The sequence below is a fragment of the Hyalangium sp. genome (assembly GCF_045802625.1).
GTDB lineage: Bacteria > Myxococcota > Myxococcia > Myxococcales > Myxococcaceae > Hyalangium.
This window is the reverse complement of the sequence record NZ_JBJMQP010000239.1, coordinates 21,366-39,775: the sequence shown is the minus strand read 5'-3', so window position 1 is coordinate 39,775 and position 18,410 is coordinate 21,366. Positions and strand designations below refer to the sequence as shown.

16 protein-coding genes and 1 pseudogene are annotated in these 18,410 nt (G+C 67.1%); 12 read left to right on the top strand and 5 right to left on the bottom strand.

The window, feature by feature from the left end; all coding sequences use genetic code 11:
• The 6 genes from ACJ8AT_RS37300 to ACJ8AT_RS37275 all read left to right on the top strand — a co-directional run bounded on the left by ACJ8AT_RS37300 (window position 1) and on the right by ACJ8AT_RS37275 (window position 5,854).
• Window positions 1-459 carry an ExbD/TolR family protein gene (locus ACJ8AT_RS37300; protein WP_407742745.1) on the top strand — a complete coding sequence of 153 codons (459 nt, stop codon included), beginning with the start codon at window positions 1-3 and terminating at the stop codon, window positions 457-459.
• Window positions 460-514: 55 nt separating this feature from the next.
• Window positions 515-1,252, top strand: coding sequence for a hypothetical protein (locus ACJ8AT_RS37295; RefSeq protein WP_407742744.1), 738 nt, complete (start codon window positions 515-517; stop codon window positions 1,250-1,252).
• Between the two features lie 754 nt (window positions 1,253-2,006).
• Window positions 2,007-2,432, top strand: a complete 426-nt coding sequence (locus ACJ8AT_RS37290) for a CBS domain-containing protein (protein WP_407742743.1) — start codon at window positions 2,007-2,009, stop codon at window positions 2,430-2,432.
• Window positions 2,433-2,582: 150 nt separating this feature from the next.
• Window positions 2,583-3,938, top strand: a complete 1,356-nt coding sequence (locus ACJ8AT_RS37285) for a hypothetical protein (protein ID WP_407742742.1) — start codon at window positions 2,583-2,585, stop codon at window positions 3,936-3,938.
• Window positions 3,939-4,065: 127 nt separating this feature from the next.
• The gene (locus ACJ8AT_RS37280; protein WP_407742741.1) at window positions 4,066-5,151 is read left to right on the top strand and encodes a M35 family metallo-endopeptidase; all 1,086 of its coding nucleotides are present in this window, start codon (window positions 4,066-4,068) and stop codon (window positions 5,149-5,151) included.
• A 193-nt stretch (window positions 5,152-5,344) separates the two neighbouring features.
• Complete coding sequence (locus ACJ8AT_RS37275; protein ID WP_407742740.1) at window positions 5,345-5,854, top strand: protease; 510 nt, start codon at window positions 5,345-5,347, stop codon at window positions 5,852-5,854.
• Between the two features lie 100 nt (window positions 5,855-5,954).
• Here ACJ8AT_RS37275 and ACJ8AT_RS37270 read toward each other — a convergent pair whose 3' ends face one another.
• The gene (locus ACJ8AT_RS37270) at window positions 5,955-7,802 is read right to left on the bottom strand and encodes an acyl-CoA dehydrogenase (RefSeq protein WP_407742739.1); all 1,848 of its coding nucleotides are present in this window, start codon (window positions 7,800-7,802) and stop codon (window positions 5,955-5,957) included.
• Window positions 7,803-7,951: 149 nt separating this feature from the next.
• On the opposite strand from ACJ8AT_RS37270, the pseudogene ACJ8AT_RS37265 reads away from it, so the two are divergent.
• Window positions 7,952-8,035: pseudogene (locus ACJ8AT_RS37265) on the top strand (hypothetical protein); the annotation flags it as partial.
• Here the strand turns inward: ACJ8AT_RS37265 and ACJ8AT_RS37260 are convergent.
• From ACJ8AT_RS37260 to ACJ8AT_RS37250, 3 genes are read right to left on the bottom strand one after another with little or no spacing between them, the layout of a single operon-like run.
• Window positions 8,005-8,658 carry a MaoC family dehydratase gene (locus tag ACJ8AT_RS37260; protein ID WP_407742738.1) on the bottom strand — a complete coding sequence of 218 codons (654 nt, stop codon included), beginning with the start codon at window positions 8,656-8,658 and terminating at the stop codon, window positions 8,005-8,007. The pseudogene ACJ8AT_RS37265 and the gene ACJ8AT_RS37260 overlap by 31 nt on opposite strands.
• Window positions 8,658-9,107, bottom strand: a complete 450-nt coding sequence (locus tag ACJ8AT_RS37255) for a MaoC family dehydratase N-terminal domain-containing protein (protein WP_407742737.1) — start codon at window positions 9,105-9,107, stop codon at window positions 8,658-8,660. The genes ACJ8AT_RS37260 and ACJ8AT_RS37255 overlap by 1 nt, the downstream gene beginning before the upstream one ends.
• 15 nt (window positions 9,108-9,122) lie before the next feature.
• Window positions 9,123-10,124 (bottom strand): dihydrodipicolinate reductase, encoded by a 1,002-nt coding sequence (locus ACJ8AT_RS37250; protein ID WP_407742736.1) that lies wholly within the window; start codon window positions 10,122-10,124, stop codon window positions 9,123-9,125.
• Window positions 10,125-10,380: 256 nt separating this feature from the next.
• On the opposite strand from ACJ8AT_RS37250, the gene ACJ8AT_RS37245 reads away from it, so the two are divergent.
• Window positions 10,381-11,502, top strand: coding sequence for an HD domain-containing phosphohydrolase (locus tag ACJ8AT_RS37245; protein ID WP_407742735.1), 1,122 nt, complete (start codon window positions 10,381-10,383; stop codon window positions 11,500-11,502).
• Here the strand turns inward: ACJ8AT_RS37245 and ACJ8AT_RS37240 are convergent.
• Entirely contained in the window at window positions 11,441-11,689 is a 249-nt protein-coding gene (locus tag ACJ8AT_RS37240; RefSeq protein ID WP_407742816.1) for a CHAT domain-containing protein, read from the bottom strand. The genes ACJ8AT_RS37245 and ACJ8AT_RS37240 overlap by 62 nt on opposite strands.
• Window positions 11,690-11,894: 205 nt before the next feature.
• Between ACJ8AT_RS37240 and ACJ8AT_RS37235 the strand changes: the two genes are divergently transcribed.
• The 4 genes from ACJ8AT_RS37235 to ACJ8AT_RS37220 all read left to right on the top strand — a co-directional run bounded on the left by ACJ8AT_RS37235 (window position 11,895) and on the right by ACJ8AT_RS37220 (window position 18,365).
• Complete coding sequence (locus ACJ8AT_RS37235) at window positions 11,895-14,606, top strand: hypothetical protein (RefSeq protein WP_407742734.1); 2,712 nt, start codon at window positions 11,895-11,897, stop codon at window positions 14,604-14,606.
• Between the two features lie 156 nt (window positions 14,607-14,762).
• Entirely contained in the window at window positions 14,763-15,197 is a 435-nt protein-coding gene (locus ACJ8AT_RS37230; RefSeq protein WP_407742733.1) for a hypothetical protein, read from the top strand.
• A 172-nt stretch (window positions 15,198-15,369) separates the two neighbouring features.
• Window positions 15,370-16,755, top strand: a complete 1,386-nt coding sequence (locus tag ACJ8AT_RS37225; RefSeq protein ID WP_407742732.1) for a serine/threonine-protein kinase — start codon at window positions 15,370-15,372, stop codon at window positions 16,753-16,755.
• An 86-nt stretch (window positions 16,756-16,841) separates the two neighbouring features.
• Window positions 16,842-18,365: a hypothetical protein gene (locus ACJ8AT_RS37220; protein WP_407742731.1), complete on the top strand. Its 1,524-nt coding sequence runs from the start codon at window positions 16,842-16,844 to the stop codon at window positions 18,363-18,365.
• Window positions 18,366-18,410: the final 45 nt, after the last annotated feature.

The window sequence follows — 18,410 nt, the reverse complement described above, 5'->3', positions numbered from 1 at the left end:
ATGGCGATGGGAAAGACACCGGGCAACCGGGACGATGACGAGGGCGCCGACGGCGTCTTCGCCGAGATCAACATCACCCCGCTCACGGACATCTTCCTCGTGCTGCTCATCATCTTCATGGTGACCAGCACGGTGATCGTCCAGCAGGGGCCGGGAGGCGGCGCCAAGTCGGGCCTCAAGGTGAACCTGCCCAAGGGCGCCGCCACGGACGTCACCGCGCGAGCCACGGACCTGTCGGTGGCGGTGCTGGCGGACGGGCGGTACGTGCTGGCAGGCAACGTCGTCACCCAGGACGAGCTGAAGGCCGCCTTCGACAAGGCCAAGACGGACAACCCGGACACACTTGTGATCGTCCAGGCTGACGAGGGCGTGCCCCACGGCACCGTCGTCGCCGTGATGGAGATGGCCAAGAAGGCCGGCCTGGGCCAGCTCGCCATCGGCGTGCGCGAGGGCGAGTAGTCCTCAGCCTGCAGTACCGTGACATGCGGGCAGGGTGGTCAGTACATTCCGCCCCATGTCACGAATGACTCGGGCGTGGCGGTATCTTCTGGCGTCGTCCCTGGGGATTCTGGGGTGCTCGCCCTCCGTGCCCATTCCTGGTGTCGTGCGACCAGGCCCTGGCGAGGAGTTGAGCAGTCTCCCAGGCCCGATGCCGGGCTTCGGGCCATACGACTCTTTCTCTGACGCATTGAATGCCGCCTGTCCTCTGATTCTCTCGAAGCCGAATGCCACTGTCGGCTATCTCAAGGAGCAGAATCCAGAACTCGCCTGGCGGCTCTCCACCGAGTACTGCGCTTGGCTCTATTACACTCCAGACCATCAGTACGAACTAAGCATGCTGACGGATCAGTCGGAGTCAGACGATCTTGTCACCAAGCGCAAGAGCTGCAAACTCCCCGCCTTTGTTGATGACCGGCGGTATCCAGCAAGCAGCCTCAAGTACATCTTCGCGCTCCACAATCATCCCTTCGCAAGCCGCCTTTCCATGAGGGACTTGCGATTCATCGTCGACATGGCGAATGCGCATGAATGGGTCGTGGAAACCCAGGCGGGTCCCGTCCCCATCGCCATCATCGCGTTCTTCTCGAATTCGAGAGATGGCGAGCACCCCACGTGCGATGGATTCTATCAATACATTCCAGGAACACGTGAGTTGCTCCAATGGAGCCTGACAGCAGGCACATGGCAAAGAGAAAAGCTGGGCATGGTCACCTGGATCAGTGAAACCAAAGTCATCATCCAAAAAGAGTAGACTCTTCTCGTGCTCGAAAACTTGAGGCTGACCATGCGACACCTTCTTCCTGTGCTTGCCATCATCTTCGCAGGTTGTGTCCGGAACCCGAGCCCACCCCCTCTACAGGAGGATAGCTCCATCATCTTTCCCGGCTTCTTTGACCAAGAGGCCATTGAAGTGGGAGCGAAAGGTGCACCGTATGAGATTGATGGCGTAGTGCTCCGAGCGATCTCCATCGCCGCCAGTGACTTCATCCCCCCCGGAACCAGGAACCTGCCTTGCCGGGATCAACAGGAGGCACAGTCCTATCGGGTCCTCCGACAAGGAGACATCATCTTTGTGCATATCTCCGAGAACCCTGAGCACTGCGGCCACTCTTATCCAGCACTGGATTCGGACGCGCAGTACGCGATCAGCACGGATGGCCGTATTCTCAGGCGCCTCATTGGAAGCCAGGTTGAATTGCCGCTCGGGTTTGAGGATGGCGGCGCGCAACCAGTCCCATCCAAGCCTGGAGTCTCACCTACCCTAGATTCGATCTGGAATACCCCCCAGCCTTCCATCCAGCCCATGTCGCCAGACGGAGGAAGCGGCCCTCCGGTCCCAGTCTCTCCTCACGTACCTGAAACAGATGGCGGCCGGTAGCAATCTCAGAAACGTCCCACTGGGAGGCGCCGTCCGCGAGCGGCACACGCGTCACCCGGCGGGACAGGATGCTTCCCGCCGCCCCGCACCTACGTTGCGCCCTCCCCTCTCGAAGCAGGAGGTCGTCATGCGGTGCGAAGAGATCATGAAGCAGAGTGTCGAGTGTCTGTCTCCCCGGGACACGGCGGAGGCTGCCGCCATCCGGATGCGAGACCAGGGCGTCGGGTTCCTGCCCGTCTGTGAGACGTCCGGCAAGGTGCTCGGGACGTTGACGGACCGGGACATCGTCGTCCGGGTCCTCGCGGGCAAGAAGCCGGTCAGCACCCCCGTGGAGAGCATCATGACCCGCGAGGTCGTCGCCTGCCGCCCGCAGGACGACATCGAGCGGGCCGAGCAGCTCATGGCCCAGAAGCACAAGTCGCGCATCATGTGCATCGATGACAGCGGGAAGCTGGTCGGCATCATCAGCCTCTCGGACATCGCGCAGCACGTGGACGGAGCCCATGCGCTGGAGACGCTCCGTCAGGTGAGCGAGCGCGAAGTGCGGGCCTGACGCCCTAGGCCGGGCTCCGGAAGCTGGACTCAGCGGGCTTCTTGCCGCGGGAGTCTCCGGGGCCCGGCCCTCGACCCGCTCTCAGGAGGTCCGGCGGGGTTTATGCGGGAGATGCAACTTTCTCCTGAATTGGTGGATAATTCCACCACGATGAAGACCCGCCGGCCCGACACGCGCCCCACGCCCCCTCGCACCGACGTCACGCGCGAGAAGCCGCAGCCCCACAACGAGCTCAAGCCGCAGGCGCGCCGTCCGGAAGACAGCGCGTCCCTCTTTGACTCGACGGGCCGAAAGGCGCCGCGCTCGGAGGCCCTGGGCGGAGCCGCGATGGCGCTCCAGCCCTCGCGCGTGGCGCCGGGCACCTACCCGAGCGTGGCGGACGTCAACGCCATCGCCAACATGAAGGATCCGGTGGCGCGCAACTACGCCATCACCCAGGGCTACCACGATCTGTCCGACGCGCTGGGGCAGATGCTAGGCAAGGAGAACGCCAACTGGTCCACCTTCGCCACCTGGGCCTCGAAGCAGGCCGGCACCAGCATCCGCCAGGAGGATCTGCCCAAGTTCCTCATGGACGCGATCAAGACCTCCGGCCCGGTGGGACAGGCGCTGTCCAAGGTGGATGATGTGCTGCGCAAGCTGGGGCTGCCCGCGCTGCCTGTCGGTGACATGGTCGCCGGTGCCAGCGACGCGCTCAACAACGTGAGCAAGGCCATCGGGGACGGCAACCAGCTCGTCTTCAAGGAGGTGGGCTCGGAGTTCGCCCGCTTCGTGGACACCTTCAAGGACGACACCCACTACGACGCGGCCAAGGTGGACCGCTACCTGTCGCAGTTCCCCGCGGACAAGCCGCTGCTCAAGGAGGCCTTCGGCACCTACGCCAAGGCCATGTTCGAGCAGGATGCGAACAAGAAGGCCGAGCTGATGCTCCTGGCCAACAACCAGATCGGCCTGCACGAGCAGACGCAGCTCCAGCCCTTCATCGAGAAGGCGCTCAACACCCCCATCAAGGACACCTTCAAGAACATCCTCAACCAGTCCATCGACGCCGGCATCCAGGCGCTGCCCTTCGGCGCGAAGCAGGCCGCCGAGCTGCTCAAGCGCACGGGCGCGATCGACGCCGCGGTGAACCCGCTGGTGGACTCGCTGTCCGGCCTGTTCCGCAACTTCTCCACCGAGCACATGATGAAGCTCGCCGTCCCCGGTGGCGCGCTCAAGCTGGGCAACGATCTGCCGCCACCTCCGGGCCGCGAGAAGGAGCTCTTCCCGCCGGACCTGCGCACCATCGAGAACCCGGAGCTGAAGGCGCTGCTGGCCAAGCTGGACAAGAGCCCCAACAGCCTCCACGGCACCGCCGCCAAGGACTGGAGCCGCGTCGATCAGCGGATGAACTACATCATCGACCTGTTCCGCTCGCGCCAGTCCGACCCGCACCTGTTCGATCAGCCCTTCGGCCGGGCGGGCCGCTACCCCGTGGCCACTCCCACCCAGCCGCGCGTGAGCTGAAGCTCTCGAAAACTGGTAAAACCTTTTTAGTACCCAAAACCAGGAAAATGTCCTATAACGCGCGCACCCCGACGGCAGCGGCCTCGGGGTAGCTCCGTTTCGCACTCCCCACGAAAGGACGTTCCCTGTGATCAAGACCCCTCGTCACCTGCGTTGGTTGGTTGGAGGAATCGTTGGTTTCTCCCTGCTGAGCGCCTGCGGTACGCCGGATGAGCAGCCCGGTGACTCGCTCGAGGCCAGCGCGCCGGAAGCCACCGCGGGTGAGGTGTCGGTCAAGCTGTCCACGGGCACCTCCTCCATGGCCGCCAAGGACAACGTGGAGGTGACGGTCACCCTCACCAACGTCTCCAACCACCCGGTGCGCCTGCTCACGCACAACACCCCGGTGGACGGCATCAAGGAGGACATCTTCAACGTGACGCGCGATGGCGCCTCCGTGCAGTACCTCGGCCGTCACTACAAGTGGGCGGCTCCGCAGGCCAGCGACTACCTCACCTTGGCCGCCGGCGAGAGCATCACCCGCACGGTGAGCCTGTCGGACGCCTATGACTTCGGGCAGACGGGCAGCTACGCCGTCAGCTACGCCGAGGCGATCCACCAGGGCGCCGCGCAGTTCTCGTCCAACAGCCTGAACGTGTGGGTCGAGGGCCGCCCCTTCGTCATCCCCGAGGCCTCCGGTGAGCGCGTCGTCTCGGCCGAGAGCGTGTCCACCACCGGCTGCACCAGCACCCAGACGTCGTCGATCTCGTCCGCGTTCAGCGGCGCGAAGACGTACGCCAGCGGCGCGCTGAGCTACCTGACCAACACCACCCCGGGCAACACCGCGCGCTACAAGACGTGGTTCGGCTCGTACACGAGCACCAACTGGAGCACCGCCAAGTCGCACTACAACGCGATCCTGAACGCCTACAACAACCAGGCGGTGGTGGTCAGCTGCGCCTGCACGGACAGCTCCTACGCCTACGTGTACCCGACGCAGCCGTACAAGATCTACGTGTGCAACGCCTTCTGGAGCGCGCCCACCACGGGCACGGACTCGAAGGCCGGCACCCTGGTCCACGAGATGAGCCACTTCAACGTGGTGGCCAGCACGGATGACTGGGCCTACGGCCAGAGCGCGGCCAAGAGCCTGGCGATCTCCAACCCCACCAAGGCGTTGGACAACGCGGACACCCACGAGTACTTCGCCGAGAACAACCCCGCGCAGAACTGACGAAGCGCGGTAGAACGTGAAGTCACGGAGACGGGGGCGGCGACGCTCCCGTCTTCTTTTTTTCCAGGGCCCCTTCCAGGCCCGAGCTCGGTGACGGGAGGCTCATTCGATGACACGACGACACGTGGGTTGGATCGCGCTGTGCTGCCTGGCGCTCGGCGCCGGCGCCTGTGCACACAAGGAGGGAGCGGACATGGCATCCCCAGGCACGCAGGGAACGAACACGGCGGGCTCGGACTCCACGGCTGTGAGGCCGGCCACTCCACTGCAGTGCACGCTGAGCGTGAACCCGATCCTCAAGGCCGGCCGCCCCGTGGAGGTGACGTTCAAGCTGAGCAACTCCACGGCGCAGCCGCAGTACGTGCTGAACTGGAACACGCCGCTCGAGGGCCTGAAGAACAACATCCTCGAGGTGTCGCGCGTCGGCACCGACACCGAGCTCCCCTACCAGGGGCCCATGTTCAAGCGCGGCGAGCCGGCGGCGGACAACTACGTCACCGTCCCCCCGGGCGGCTCGGTAGAGGGGAAGATCGACGCGTCGCTGGCGTACGACTTCTCGCAGCCGGGCCCCTACCGCATCGCCTTCCGAGGCCCGATCCTGGACGTGACCACGAAGCAGGCCGAGGTGCCCCGCGCCCTGGCGCAGCACCGCGCCATGCCGGTGGAGTGCCCCACGATCGAGACGACGATCTCCGCGCCCTGAGCGCCGCACGGGCGCCCCACAGGACAACGGCCACCCGGGTGGAGACCCGAGTGGCCGTGGGGCCCTGCCCAGGCTTGCCAGAAGGCAGCCGGAGAGAGGGCTACAGCGAGGAGGCGAAGGCGGAGTCGGGGATCTGCATGGGCGAGGAGTCCTCCTGCGCCATGAGCCGCGCGGCCTGCTCCACGTTGGGCAGCACGTTGCGCGCGTACCAGAGCGCGCTCCACTTCTTGCCGTCGTAGAAGGCCCGGTCCGGATCCGTGGCGGACAGCTTCTCGGCCGACTGCTCCGCCAGCACCGCCGCATCCAGCAGCAGCCAGCCCACCGCCACCTCGGACATCATCTGCAGGAAGCGGTTGGCCGACAGCGGGATCAGCGACACCTTGCTCGCGTCCTGAGACCAGCCCAGCAGCGCCATGGCGCTGGACATGAGGCCCTCCTGTGCCGCGGCCAGCTGCTTCACCTCGGCGCCGAACGTCTTGTGCTCGCGGTGGGCCTCGATGAAGCCGCCCACGTCCTCCATGAACTGCTGGAAGTGCGCGCCGCCGGCCTGGCCCAGCTTGCGGCCCACCAGGTCCATCGCCTGGATGTGGTTGGTGCCCTCGTAGATGGAGAAGATCTTCGAGTCGCGGCAGTACTGCTCCACCGGGTAGTCCTTGATGAAGCCCGCGCCGCCGTAGACCTGGATGGCCTGCGCCGTCAGCCGGAAGGCCTGGTCGGACGAGTACGCCTTCACCAGCGGCGTGAGCACCTCCACCTGCCCGCGGTGGTAGGCCGCCCGATCATCGTCCTTGCCCGCCAGCAGCGAGGCCTTGTCCGTGTGCATCGCCAGCTTGACGATCAGCGCGCGCATGCCCTCCACGTGGGCCTTCATCTCCAGCAGCATCCGGCGCACGTCCGGGTGCTCGATGATGGGCACGCGCGGCGCGGTGGGATCCTTGAACTTGGTGAAGTGGCCGCCCTGCTTGCGCTCCTTGGCGTACTCCAGCGCGTTGTAATAGGCCGCCGAGGCCAGGCCCACGCTCTGGATGCCCACGGCGATGCGCGCCCCGTTCATCATCCGGAACATCTGGCTCATGCCGATGTGCTCCACCCCGCCCACCAGCTCGCCCAGACACTTGTCGTTCTCGCCGAAGTTCAGGACACAGGTGGCCGAGCCGTTGATGCCCATCTTGTGCTCGATGGAGCCCAGGCTCACGTCGTTGGACTCGCCGGAGCCTCCGTCGGCGCCCACGCGCCGCTTGGGGACGATGAACAGCGACAGGCCCTTGGTGCCCGGCGCGGCGCCCTCCACGCGGGCCAGCACCAGGTGGATGATGTTCTCGGCGAGATCATGATCGCCCGCGGAGATGAAGATCTTCGTGCCGCGGAGGTTGTAGGTGCCATCCGGGTTGCGGCGCGCGCGCGTCTTCGCCGAGCCCACGTCCGAGCCGGCGTGCGGCTCGGTGAGGCACATCGTCCCGCCCCAGGTGCCGTTGAGCAGCTTCTCCACGTACTTCTTCTTCTGGTCCTGGGTGCCGCACTCGGCGATCAGCTCCGCCGCGCCGAAGGTCAGCCCCGGGTACATGTTGAAGGCCGCGTTGGCGCCGCAGAGCAGCTCCTCCACCGCCACCTGCAGCATCATCGGCGAGCCCTGGCCGCCATGGTCCACCGGCACGCCCACCGTCTTGAAGCCCTGCTCCCAGAGCAGCTTCCACGCGTCCTTGAAGCCCTTGGGCGTGAGGACGGTGCCGTTCTCCACCCGGCAGCCCTCGCGATCGCCCGTGGTGTTCAAGGGCCCGAGCACTTCCTTCGAGAAGCGGTACGTCTCCTGAAGGACGGCCTTGGCCTCATCGGGCCCCCAGGCCTCGTAGGGCGCCTGGCCCGCCACCTGCCCGAGCCCGAACTGCTCGAACAGGGTGAAGAAGATCTCCCGAAGGTCTGTCTTGTAGTGATTGATTCCGGCGGACATGGCCTCTCCCGTCATGAGGGGCTCGCTGCCTGGCCACACGAATGGTCAGCGGCACCCATTGAGACAGGGAAAGTCTTACGTCGATTGATTCGAGAGTCAACCCGAACTGACGCTGTGCGTCGTGCGATAGGCACACGACTCCCGCCGGCATGTCCGGAACCGTGCGGGACAGGGGCACAAGCGTGCCCCCGGCTTCCAGGCGCTATTTCTTGGGCTTCTTGGCCGCCGCGACGGGAGCCGGCGTCGGCGGGCCCTCGGAGGCCGTCTTGGCGGACTTCTTGGCGCCGGTGGGGGCCTTCTTGGTGCCCGTCTCCTCGGGCTCGGCGCCCTCGGCCTGCCCGCCCGCCTGGGGAGCGAGGATGCTCTCGCGCGGCACCTCGATGACGATGGGGGCCTGCCCGGAGCGCTGCCGGTTCTCGTCCTCCAGCGAGTAGAAGAGCTGGATGACGGACTGGCCCTTCATCAGCAGCTCGCCGCGCTGGTTCTCCGCCCAGAGATCGATCTCGACGAAGTAGCGGCCACCCGAGCCGTGCCTGTCGCTCACGCGGCCCTTGCAGACCACGGTGTCGCCCGGCCACACCATCTTGATGAAGCGCACGCCATAGCGCCGGAGCTGGCCGCCACGGGCCCAGTCGCTGATGAGCTGGCCGAGCATGCCCATGATCAGCATGCCGGGGGCGTACACGGAGGGCATGCCCACGCTCTTGGCGTAGACCTCGTCCACGTGCACCGGGTTGTAGTCCCCGCTGGCGCCCGCGTAGCGGGACAGCTGGACGCGATCCACCGGCGCCTTGGCCAGTGCCGGGAGCTCATCTCCCACCCGGATGGACTCGAAGTACAGCTTGCGCGCGGGCATCAGGCGTTCTCCTTCGCTGCGCGGACGATCAGGGTGCGGCGGGCCCGGAACACCAGGTTGCCCTCCTCGTCACGCCCCTCGTCCTCGATGACGGCCACATCCATCTTCCCCGCGGGCCCGGTGCGCTCGAGCACATCCGACACCTTGGTGGCCACGTAGATGCGGTCCCCGGCGAAGATGGGGCGCTCGTACTCGAAGCCCTGCTCGGCGTGCAGCAGGCTCTTGATCCCCACCCCGAGCAGCTCGCGCAGATCCGCCGCCGAATGGAACGAGGCGGGGAACGTGGGGGGCGCGACGATGGTGGGGTAGCCGGAAGCCCGGGCGTACTCCTCGTCGTAGTAGATGGGGTTGTAGTCCCCAATGGCCTCGGCGAAGCGGCGGATGGAGCCCTTCTCCACCTCGTTGAGCGTCGGCGGCGAGGAGCGGCCAATCGCGTTCTTGTCCAGCATTTCCCCTCCCTTAATTCAGCGACCGGCCGGAAGCTCGAGCACGGTCAGCAACCCGGCCTCGGCGGCCGTCAAGCGTGGCGCGGCATTCACCAGCGTATTCGCGGTGGCCCGGTCACCCGCCACTCCCCCCGGGATCTCCACGACAATCTTCGGGTCCGCGTCGATCTCGATGCGGTCCTTGGGGTCATCCGCCCCCACCGCGATGGTCAACTCCAGCCGGACCCGTTCCTGCTCGTCTTCCAAACCCACGACAGACTGGAAGATGCCCGCCACGCGCCCCTGGCGCACGGGGAAAGCGCCGCCGGTGATGTCCTCCTCGGCGAGCACGGGGGCGATCTCCTCCTCATAGTCATCACAGTCCAGGCCGAGCCCCAGCGCGCACAGCGCCGCGGACTCCACCAGCCCCACGTGGCCCAGCTGATCCTTGTCCACCAGGGCGAAGAACTCGTCCTCCGTCAGCCCCGCGCCCACCTTGCGCTGCAGGGCCTCGCGCCGGGTGCGCGCGTCCACCACGCGGGTGACGGACACGCGCCTCACCGCGCCGCACGCCTGCCCCGCCGTGGCCACCAGCCGGTCCATCACGAAGCCCGGGTTGACGCCGGTGCCCAGCACCGCCACGCCCGCCTTCTGCGCGGCCTTGTCCAGCTTCTCGGCCAGCTCCGGATGCTTGAGGAAGGGGAACGCCAGCTCCTCGCAGGTGGACACCACCGGCACGCCCAGCTTGATCGCCTCCAGCAGCTGATCCATCACCTGCGGCAGGCGCGAGCCCGTGGCGTGCAGCAGCACCGCGCTCTTGCGGCGGCCCATCGCGCGCTCCAGCGAGTCGGCCACCTTCACCTTCGGCGTCGGCTGTCCAAGCACCTCCGAGAGCGGGCGGCCCAGCAGCTGCGGACTGGTGTCCACCGCGCCAATGAGCTCCACCTCGGCGGAGGCCAGCGCGGCCCGAGCGATCTCCTGCCCGATGAACCCAAGCCCCATGACCACCACCGGGACCGGCCCTGCGGGGGCTCTAGCCATCGGAGAAATCTCCAGAATTCAAGGGGTTAGACTCGTTCACAGTGCCGCCGCGCACCATAAACCACCCCGTAGCGGACAGGCAAGCATCACGTGGCCGTGCCGAGCGGGCGGATCCGCGTATTTGCCAGCAGTTTCCCGGGTTTGGAAGCCTGGACCGAGGTCCAGGGGGCCCGGGAGCCCCCCCCTGTCTGCACTGGAGGGAAGGCGTGTATAACGAAAGCCTCGCCTCGTTTCGTTGCCCGGAGACCTCGCCCTCATGGACCGCATCCTCGTGGTGGATGACGACGTGCGCATCCTCGCCGCGCTCTCGCGCATCCTCCAATCCGAGGGCTACGAGGTCATCACGCACAATGATCCCCTCCAGGCGGCGCGCGAGGAAGGGTTCCAGGTGGTGCTGACGGACTTCATGATGCCGTTCCTCAACGGCATCGATCTGCTGGCGGCGCTGCGAGAGAAGAACCCGCGCGCGGTGCGGCTGATGCTGACGGCGGCGGCGGACTTCCGCACGGCCTCCGAGGCGGTGAACCGCGGCGCGGTGTTCCGGCTGCTGGGCAAGCCCTGGTCCCTGGCGGATCTCACCAGCAGCGTGCGGCAGGCGTTCGAGCACTACCGGCTGGTGGAGGCCAACGAGCGGCTCACGCGCGAGGTGGCGACCAAGAACGAAGAGCTGATGGCCATCAACCGGGATCTCGAGCGGCTGGTGGTGGAGCGCACCACGGGGCTTCTGGACGGGCTGATCAGCGCGCTGGACTACCGCGACACGGAGACGCAGTGGCACTCGCGGCGCGTGGCCCTGTACGCGCGGCGGCTGGCCGAGGAGATCGGCCTGCAGGACGCGGCGCTGGACATCGTCGAGCAGGGCGCGCTGCTGCACGACATCGGGAAGATCGGCGTGAAGGATTCGATCCTGCTCAAGCCCGGGCCGCTGACGCCCGAGGAGTGGGTGGAGATGCGAAAGCACCCGGAGTTCGGCTACCGGATGCTGGCGAAGATGCCGTACCTGCACCAGGCCTCGCTGATCGTCCTGCAGCACCAGGAGCGCTGGGACGGCAAGGGCTACCCGGCGTGCCTGGCCGGAGAGAACATCGTCATCGGCGCGCGCATCTTCGCCATCGTGGACACGCTGGATGCCATCACCTCGGACCGGCCCTACCGCAAGGGCCGGCCGCTGCCGGTGGCCCGGGATGAAATCGCGCGCTGCTCGGGCACGCAGTTCGATCCGGCGCTCGCGGCGGCGTTCGCGCGGATTCCCGACTCGGAGTGGGAGCGCATCCGCGGCCATGTGTCGGCCATGGAGAGCGCGGAGATGGAGCGCTTCAGCGGCCTGCCGCACCCGCTGGCGGACCACCAGCCCCTGGCTCGGGCCAGCGGGAGCTGAGCCCGTCCGGGGCACGCGCCTCCTGGGAACTGGGCGCGAGCAAGCGCAGGGGCGTATCCCGGCCCATGACGATGAAAGGCGCCCAGGAGTGAGGGTGAGGCTGAGTCTGCCGCAACTCACGCATCGCCTCGCGTAGAGCCGTGGCGCGGCCCTGCCCTGCCAACAGGTGGTGGTAGTAGATCTCCATCAGCGCGCGTGTCGCCTCGTCGTTCACCTTCTAAGTAGAGGCTCATCACGATGGTCTCTGCTTCCGCCACGATATAGGGCGGCGCTAGCACCTGCACGCTGGCCGTGAGCGGTGTGCCACCTACGTCCTCCGCGCACCGGCCAACCATGCGATGCTCCGGAGCGCGGCGTCTGGGAGGCCTCCGGCGGCGCATCTGGAGGGGACCATGCTCGATGCCGTGAGACGAACTGCCGCGGTGGCGCTGCTGCTGCCCTTGATCGCGTTCGCCCAGACTCCGCCAGCCCCGGCCCCAGCGCCGGGGACGCGGCTGTGCCCATGCCCGGAGGGAGCGCCGGGCCCCACCCAGACACCCTCGACGGGAACAGCGCTGACACCTGGGACAGGAACGGCCTCGGCTCCGAGTGCACCTGTCGGCTCGGCACCTCGGGCTGCGACGCCGTTCATCGAGCCCGTGCTGGGCGCCAACGCCATCACCTTCGGCTGGAAGCCGAGCGTCGCCTTCCCCACCGCCAATGCGTTCACCCCGAGCCTCCGCGTCGGCTTGCTCCGCCCCCCGTACTTCGCCGACCTGCGCCTGGGCTTTGCCACCGCCATCGCTCCCTTCAACGGCTTCTCGGGGGTGACCTCCGTGTCACTCGATGCCGAGGCGGGCACGTGCCCCTACAGCCGTGGCGAGAACCGCATCTGCGGCGAGGCGGGGCTGGGCGGCGGCTTCTTGCTGGGGACCGCCTCCGGCTCGGGCGGCTACCTCACGCCGACGGCCTCCTTGACGCTGGGAGTGGGCCTCAAGCGCTTCCTCACCCCCGGCTTCGCCATCGGCGTGGAGGGCGGCGCGCGCACCCGGCTCGGCTTCTTCCCCGATGGCTTCACGGACATCTCCACCGGCCTCTATGTTGCCTTCTCGGGTACCTGGCTGGAGCCGTGGGGCTGGACGCTTACCCCACAGACCCGCGAGCAGCAGCCGGCGCCCCCCATCGCGTCGACGCCTCCACCCGAGGAGCCGCATCCCACCACTCCAGGCAACACTCCCTATGGAACCAGCTTCCGGCCCTGCCTCACCTACGTCACGGATGGCTGGTTCTCCCCGACTCAGGATGTCTGGGAGGACGATCCCAGCTTCGAGGACCGGCCCCACAAGCAGCTCACCCGCAGGCCGGGCACCGACGTCATCTACGACGCCGAGCTTCCCATGGTGAAAGCCAAGGACACGTTGCTCTTCGGAGTGCACCACTATCGCCTGGGTGGGCAGCAAGTCATCGTAGACAGCCGGGACCTCGTCGTCCTCAAGGGGTTGACCAACTGCACGGCCTCCGTGCCGGTGAAGATGAAGTTCACGATGCAGAACGCGGCCAGTTCCACGACGCTCTACACCAGCCCGACCGTGGCCCAGGTGCCGCTGGAGGGCGCGCCCGCGCCTCAGTACTCGCCGTGGGAGGTCAAGCTCCCCGTGCGCGAGGGCCTCCCGCCCGACCAGCCCTTCAAGTTCGAGCTCGCCACCTCGCACCAGCTCGCCGCCGAGCTGATCCGAGAGACAGGCGCCCCCACCGGGTTGAGAATGTCCGTCGTCACCGAGGTCGTCTCCACGCAGGGGCCGGTTGTCCACTTCGTGCCGGTCATGCTCAGCCCCCCGAAGGATGAGTCCGCCGAGGGCAGCCTCCGAAGTCTCACGGCGGGGATCGTCAGCGACACGGCGCTGTACACCCCCGACCTCTTTCCGCTCCGGCCCGGAGGTCTGCCGACCGAGCAGAAGGTCATCCGCAACTTCATCGACAAGGAGATCGGCTCGAAGTGGTTCGAGGCCCGCCGGATCGACGCGACGGTGGCCGCGCTCAACGACTCGCTGGCCTCCTCCGCCTTCCTGGATGGTGCGGGCCGGGTGGTGGCGGTGATGAGCGGGCCGGACTTCAAGTCCATCTTCGGCGAGGGCGCCGCGGGGATGACGGTCGACTCGAGCGTGACGGCCACCCCGCGGGATGCGAGCGGCAAGCGCGGCCAGGCCCGGACCCTGTCCTGGAAGGTGATGCTCATTCCCTCCTACGAGTCGTGGGACACCGTGGCCCACGAGCTGGTGCACACCCTGCCCGAGGGCTGGGCCGACGACGAGATGGTGAAGGAATGCGGGCGCAACTACCACAACAAGGAAGACCTCATCGCCAACGGCGAGCGCATCACGCAAGGCGGCGTCCCGGCCGCTCGCGAGCGCAAGGCCGGCATGGTGCCGGTGATGGGCCCCTCCGTGTCCATCGCCAAGATCTGGATCGCCCAGTGCACCTACGCCCATCTCCTGCAGCAGCTCACGGGAGCGCCGCCGGATCCCCCGGTGCTCCTGGTGCGAGCCTTCCTGACGAAGGAGGGAGGCAAGGTGAAGGCAGAGCTCAAGCCGATGTACGAGCTGATGGGGAGCGCGGACGTGGCGCCGGGCAAGGGCGGCGCGTATGCCCTCATCCTCCGAGACGCGAAGGGTGCCGAGCTGGGCCACTATCCGCTGTCACCGCGCTGGAATGACATCGAGACGAAGACGCCGCGCTCGATCGTCTCGATGGTGTTCCGAGTGCCCGCGCTGCCGGAGCCAGCGGTGGTGGAGCTGGTGGGGCCGGGCGGCGTACTGGACCGCAAGCAGCTGAGCGCGAAGCCCCCCACACTGCAGCTCCTCACCCCCGTGCAGGGAGAGCGCGCGAAGGTGGAGAACGGCCGGGTCCGCGTCACGTGGAGGGCCGAGGCCGATCAGGGCCGCAAGCTGCTGTACTCGATCCTCTACTCCTCCGACGGCGGCCAGCACTTCATGACGCAGGCCTTCGAGCTGGAGACGAACACGTTCGACGTGACGATCGATCCCAAGGCCAAGGACCACCGCGTGAAGGTGGTAGCCACCGATGGCACGCGCAGCAGTGAGGCGATCATCCCCCTGCGGCCCTAGCGGGGGCCATACGAGCCATGAAAAAGGAGCGGCAACAAGGAGCCTCGAGCTTGACGACACGAACGCTGAAGGGGCTTGCGAAGGCGCTCGAGCGGCTGGGCTCCCTCGAGGGGCACAAACAGATGAGTCGAGGCCAAGCAGCAGGGTGACGGCTCGTTGAAGTGCATCCAGGTGGGCCGGCGCGGCTACCAGGGGAGGTTCTCCTTCCAGGAGGGCGTCACCTTCGGCTCGCTCCACCCGGTGCTGCTGAGCGAGATCCTCCTGGCCTTCGAGACGGCTGCCGCCGGGACACGCTTCGCCAGCAAGGCGCCCAAGACAGGCCCTCGCGGTGCCAGGGCCTCCCGGAGCCCCCGCCCGCAGAGTCCCCCCACGGGGGTGCTCCCCCAGACGGGGAAGTACCCCTACAGCGAGGTGGCCAAGACAGGCCGCTCCAGTTGCGTGGTCTGCCGCAAGCCCATCGCCGCGGGCTCCACGCGCATGGTGATTCTCCGCATGATTGATACGGGCAGCTTTACCGCCCCCCGTCCGGCCTACCTCCACCCGGAGTGCCGCGACGGTTGTCCAGAGCTGCAAGGCCTGAGCAGGCCGTGACGAAGAGGCCCCGCGAGGAACCCTCGAGCACCCCAGGAAGGGGCTCTTCATGTCTGCGCTGACGCCCCCCTACGCGTGAGGTAGGCTGAGCCAGGGAGACTGCTTTGGTCTCTCCTCCTTGCCCAGGTACGCCATGGCCAGCACGGTTCTCCTGCCACCCCTCCACCCCGCCATGCTTCCACTTCATACGGTGGTGGGCGGCTGGCGCGTGGTGGCTCGGACCGGCTGCGGCACCTTCGGCGCCGTGTACCGTGCAGTTCCCGCGCACGACGAGCACGCCTTGCCCGTGGCGCTCAAGCTGGCACTGCGTCCCGCGGACCCTCGCTTCGCCCGGGAAGCGGAGCTGCTCTCGCGCTGTCACCACCCCAGCATTCCTCGCCTGCTGGAGCACGGCTCCTGGCACTCTCCTGCCGGCACCCGCCATCCATTTCTGATCATGCAGTGGGTGGATGGGGTGCCCTTATATGAGCAGGTGCGGCTCCACCCTTCCGAGCCCTTTCATGTGCGGCGCTGGCTGATGCAGTTGGCGCAAGCGCTGGCGGTGGTGCATGAGCAGGGCATCGTTCATCGGGACCTGAAGGGGGACAATGTCCTGGTGAGCCGCGCGGACAGCCGAGCCATGCTCATGGATTTCGGTACGGGCACGTATCCCGGAGCAGCCGCCCTCACCTCCGCCATGGAGTTTCCAGGCACGCCGCTCTACCGCTCTCCCCAGTCCTGGTTCTTTGAGGTGCGATTCTACGGCAGCGCCACGGAGGTCTACCGCCCCTCCGCCGCGGATGACCTCTATGCCTTGGGCGTCACCGCGTGCCGGCTGCTGACCGGCGAGTACCCCGAGTTGGAGGCGCCCAATCGCGACGAGCAGGGCACCTTGCACGCAGGGGGTGTGCTGCTGCCTCGCGCGCTGATGAGGAGCCCCCATGTGGATCCCGCGCTGCGCGCGCTCACGCTGCGCCTGCTCTCGGTGCAACCGGAACAGCGCGGCACGGCGGCGCAACTGGCGCAGGAGTTGGAGTCCACCTTCAGGCCCGCTCGGCCCAGCAGTTCCACAGTCGCCTCGACTTCCTCCGAGACGCAAGCACCCCCTCGGCGCGAAGGGCGGAGACGGGCTCTGGTCGCGGTGGCACTGGCCTTGATCATCGGAATGTACTGGGCCCTTCCCGACAAGCCAGCGCCGGAGCCCAAGCCCGCGCCGGAGCACGCCGTCGCGCGGGCTGAGTCTTCACGAGAGGACTCGGCGGATGCGGGGACCTCCGGGCTTGGGGATGCCACAACGTCCATGGCTGTCGAGAAGGCCCCCATAGTCTCCCTGGAGGAAGGCCTGGGCGAGGACACCCTGCCTGAGTTGGTGCCAGATCAGATGCGGCCCGACGCGAAGGGGCGGTGCCCGCTCAAGGGGCCGGTTGCCCTCAACGGAGGTTGCTGGTGGGGAACCACCGAGGAGCCCGAGAAGTGCCAAGAGTTCGGCGGCCAGATGTTCAAGGGCACCTGCTACATGCCCGTCATGCCTCCCGGGCGGAAGCGTCCCCCTACCTCCGGCCCCATGAAGACTCCGTGACAACCCAGCTACCGGAAGTCTGTACCAGGGCTGGTGCTGTGCTCATCTATCTGACCGGGGCACCTTCAAGGTAGTCTCCAGGGTGAATGCTGCCGCTCGCCCTCATCGCGCTGATCGTGGCCGCTGCACCGGACGCGGGGACGCCTGCTCGGCCGTGGGAGATCGGCCTGCCGGGGCAGGGGGTTCCTGACTGGCCTTACGTCGGCAGCATTCCTTTTCGCGGCAAGACTTACGCGACACTCCAGGCCGTCATCGATGCCGCTCCGGACAAGAGCACGATCGAGCTACCTCACGGTGTCTACGGACTGCCCATCTCGATCGTGAACCGGAAAGGGCTCCGGCTGGTGGGGAAGGACGGACCCGCGTTCCTGCTGAGCCAGTCCGCCATCGCGTGCCCGGGCTGCCGCCCGAACCCGGTGGTCTTCGTCTCGAACTCCAGCGACATCCACTTCGAGAACCTCTTCATCACGCGCGACGTTCGGGGCGATGAAGGAGAGCTGTTCCCCGCGAGCACTGTCTGGGTCGATGCCTCGTCGAACGTGACGTTCCGCCACGTCTGGGTGGGATCGAAAGATGGAACGTCGGTGATGATCACGAACACGAAGGGCGCGGTGATGGAGGACTGCGTCGTCGAGAACGAGACCAACGCTGGCGTCGTCGTGAGCGTGAAGAAGGACGGCACGGGCGGGATGACGATCCGCTCATCGTTCCTTCACGCCAGGTACTCGGCGTTTGGGGCCACGTCGGGCGATCCCTGCGACTGGATTGGAAAGGATGTCCGGTTCCCCGCGCTCTCCGTGACCGGGTCGCTGCTCTGGGGAGAGCACTGGCCAGGCGTGTGTCCGCAGACGGCAGCCGGGCTGAAGGGCAACCTCATCGTCCGCGAAGTGGATTGGCCGGGCCTCTACAAGCTGGGGCTCGAGGCGCAGAACGTCGTGGTGGCGAAAGTGGACGCCGCGCCGCCGCCGGCAACGGTTCCGTCGTGGCGCCCACCGCCCGAGATTCTGGGGAAGCACCTAGAAGCGTTCGGCGTCCTGCCGCCGGCGGATGACGACGTGCCCGCGATCGGCACCGAGTGGCCATTCTGTGTGAACGTGATGGAGTGGCCGCTCTTCCCCGGTGGGCCGCCGACGCTCGATAGCTACGCACAGCCGATGTCGATAGCTGGATGCTCGGATCCTCATGGCGCTGGGGCTGTGACCGTCGACCAGCACCGAGAAGGATGGATCCGGCTTGCGCTGGGCAGAGGCGGTGGATACAGCCGACAGGCGCCGCTCAAGGTGTGGCAACGATTGGACCGGCTCTTCACGCCCTGCATGCTCCAGTCCAACGGCGAACGCGTCTTCACGCACGTGATGGCGGGCAAGTCGGTCGAAGCCGTGGATGATTCGCATGTCGCGATCGTGGGCAGCATCGACGTGTGCGGGCAGGACCGGCTCGTCGACAAGGTGCTCGTTCCGAAGGCGCTCCGCCCAGCGCTTCGACGGCCGTGGAAGCTCGTGTGCACCGCCCAGCCCACCCCCGAGCTTTGCGCACCACCGCCAGAGCAGAACCCGGGGCCGAGTCCCCTCGACGAGCTCGGCCCGAACCCGCCGCCTCCGCGACCCTGATCATCGTAGCGAGGCGCAGTTTGAGTCGCTCACGATGGCGGTCCC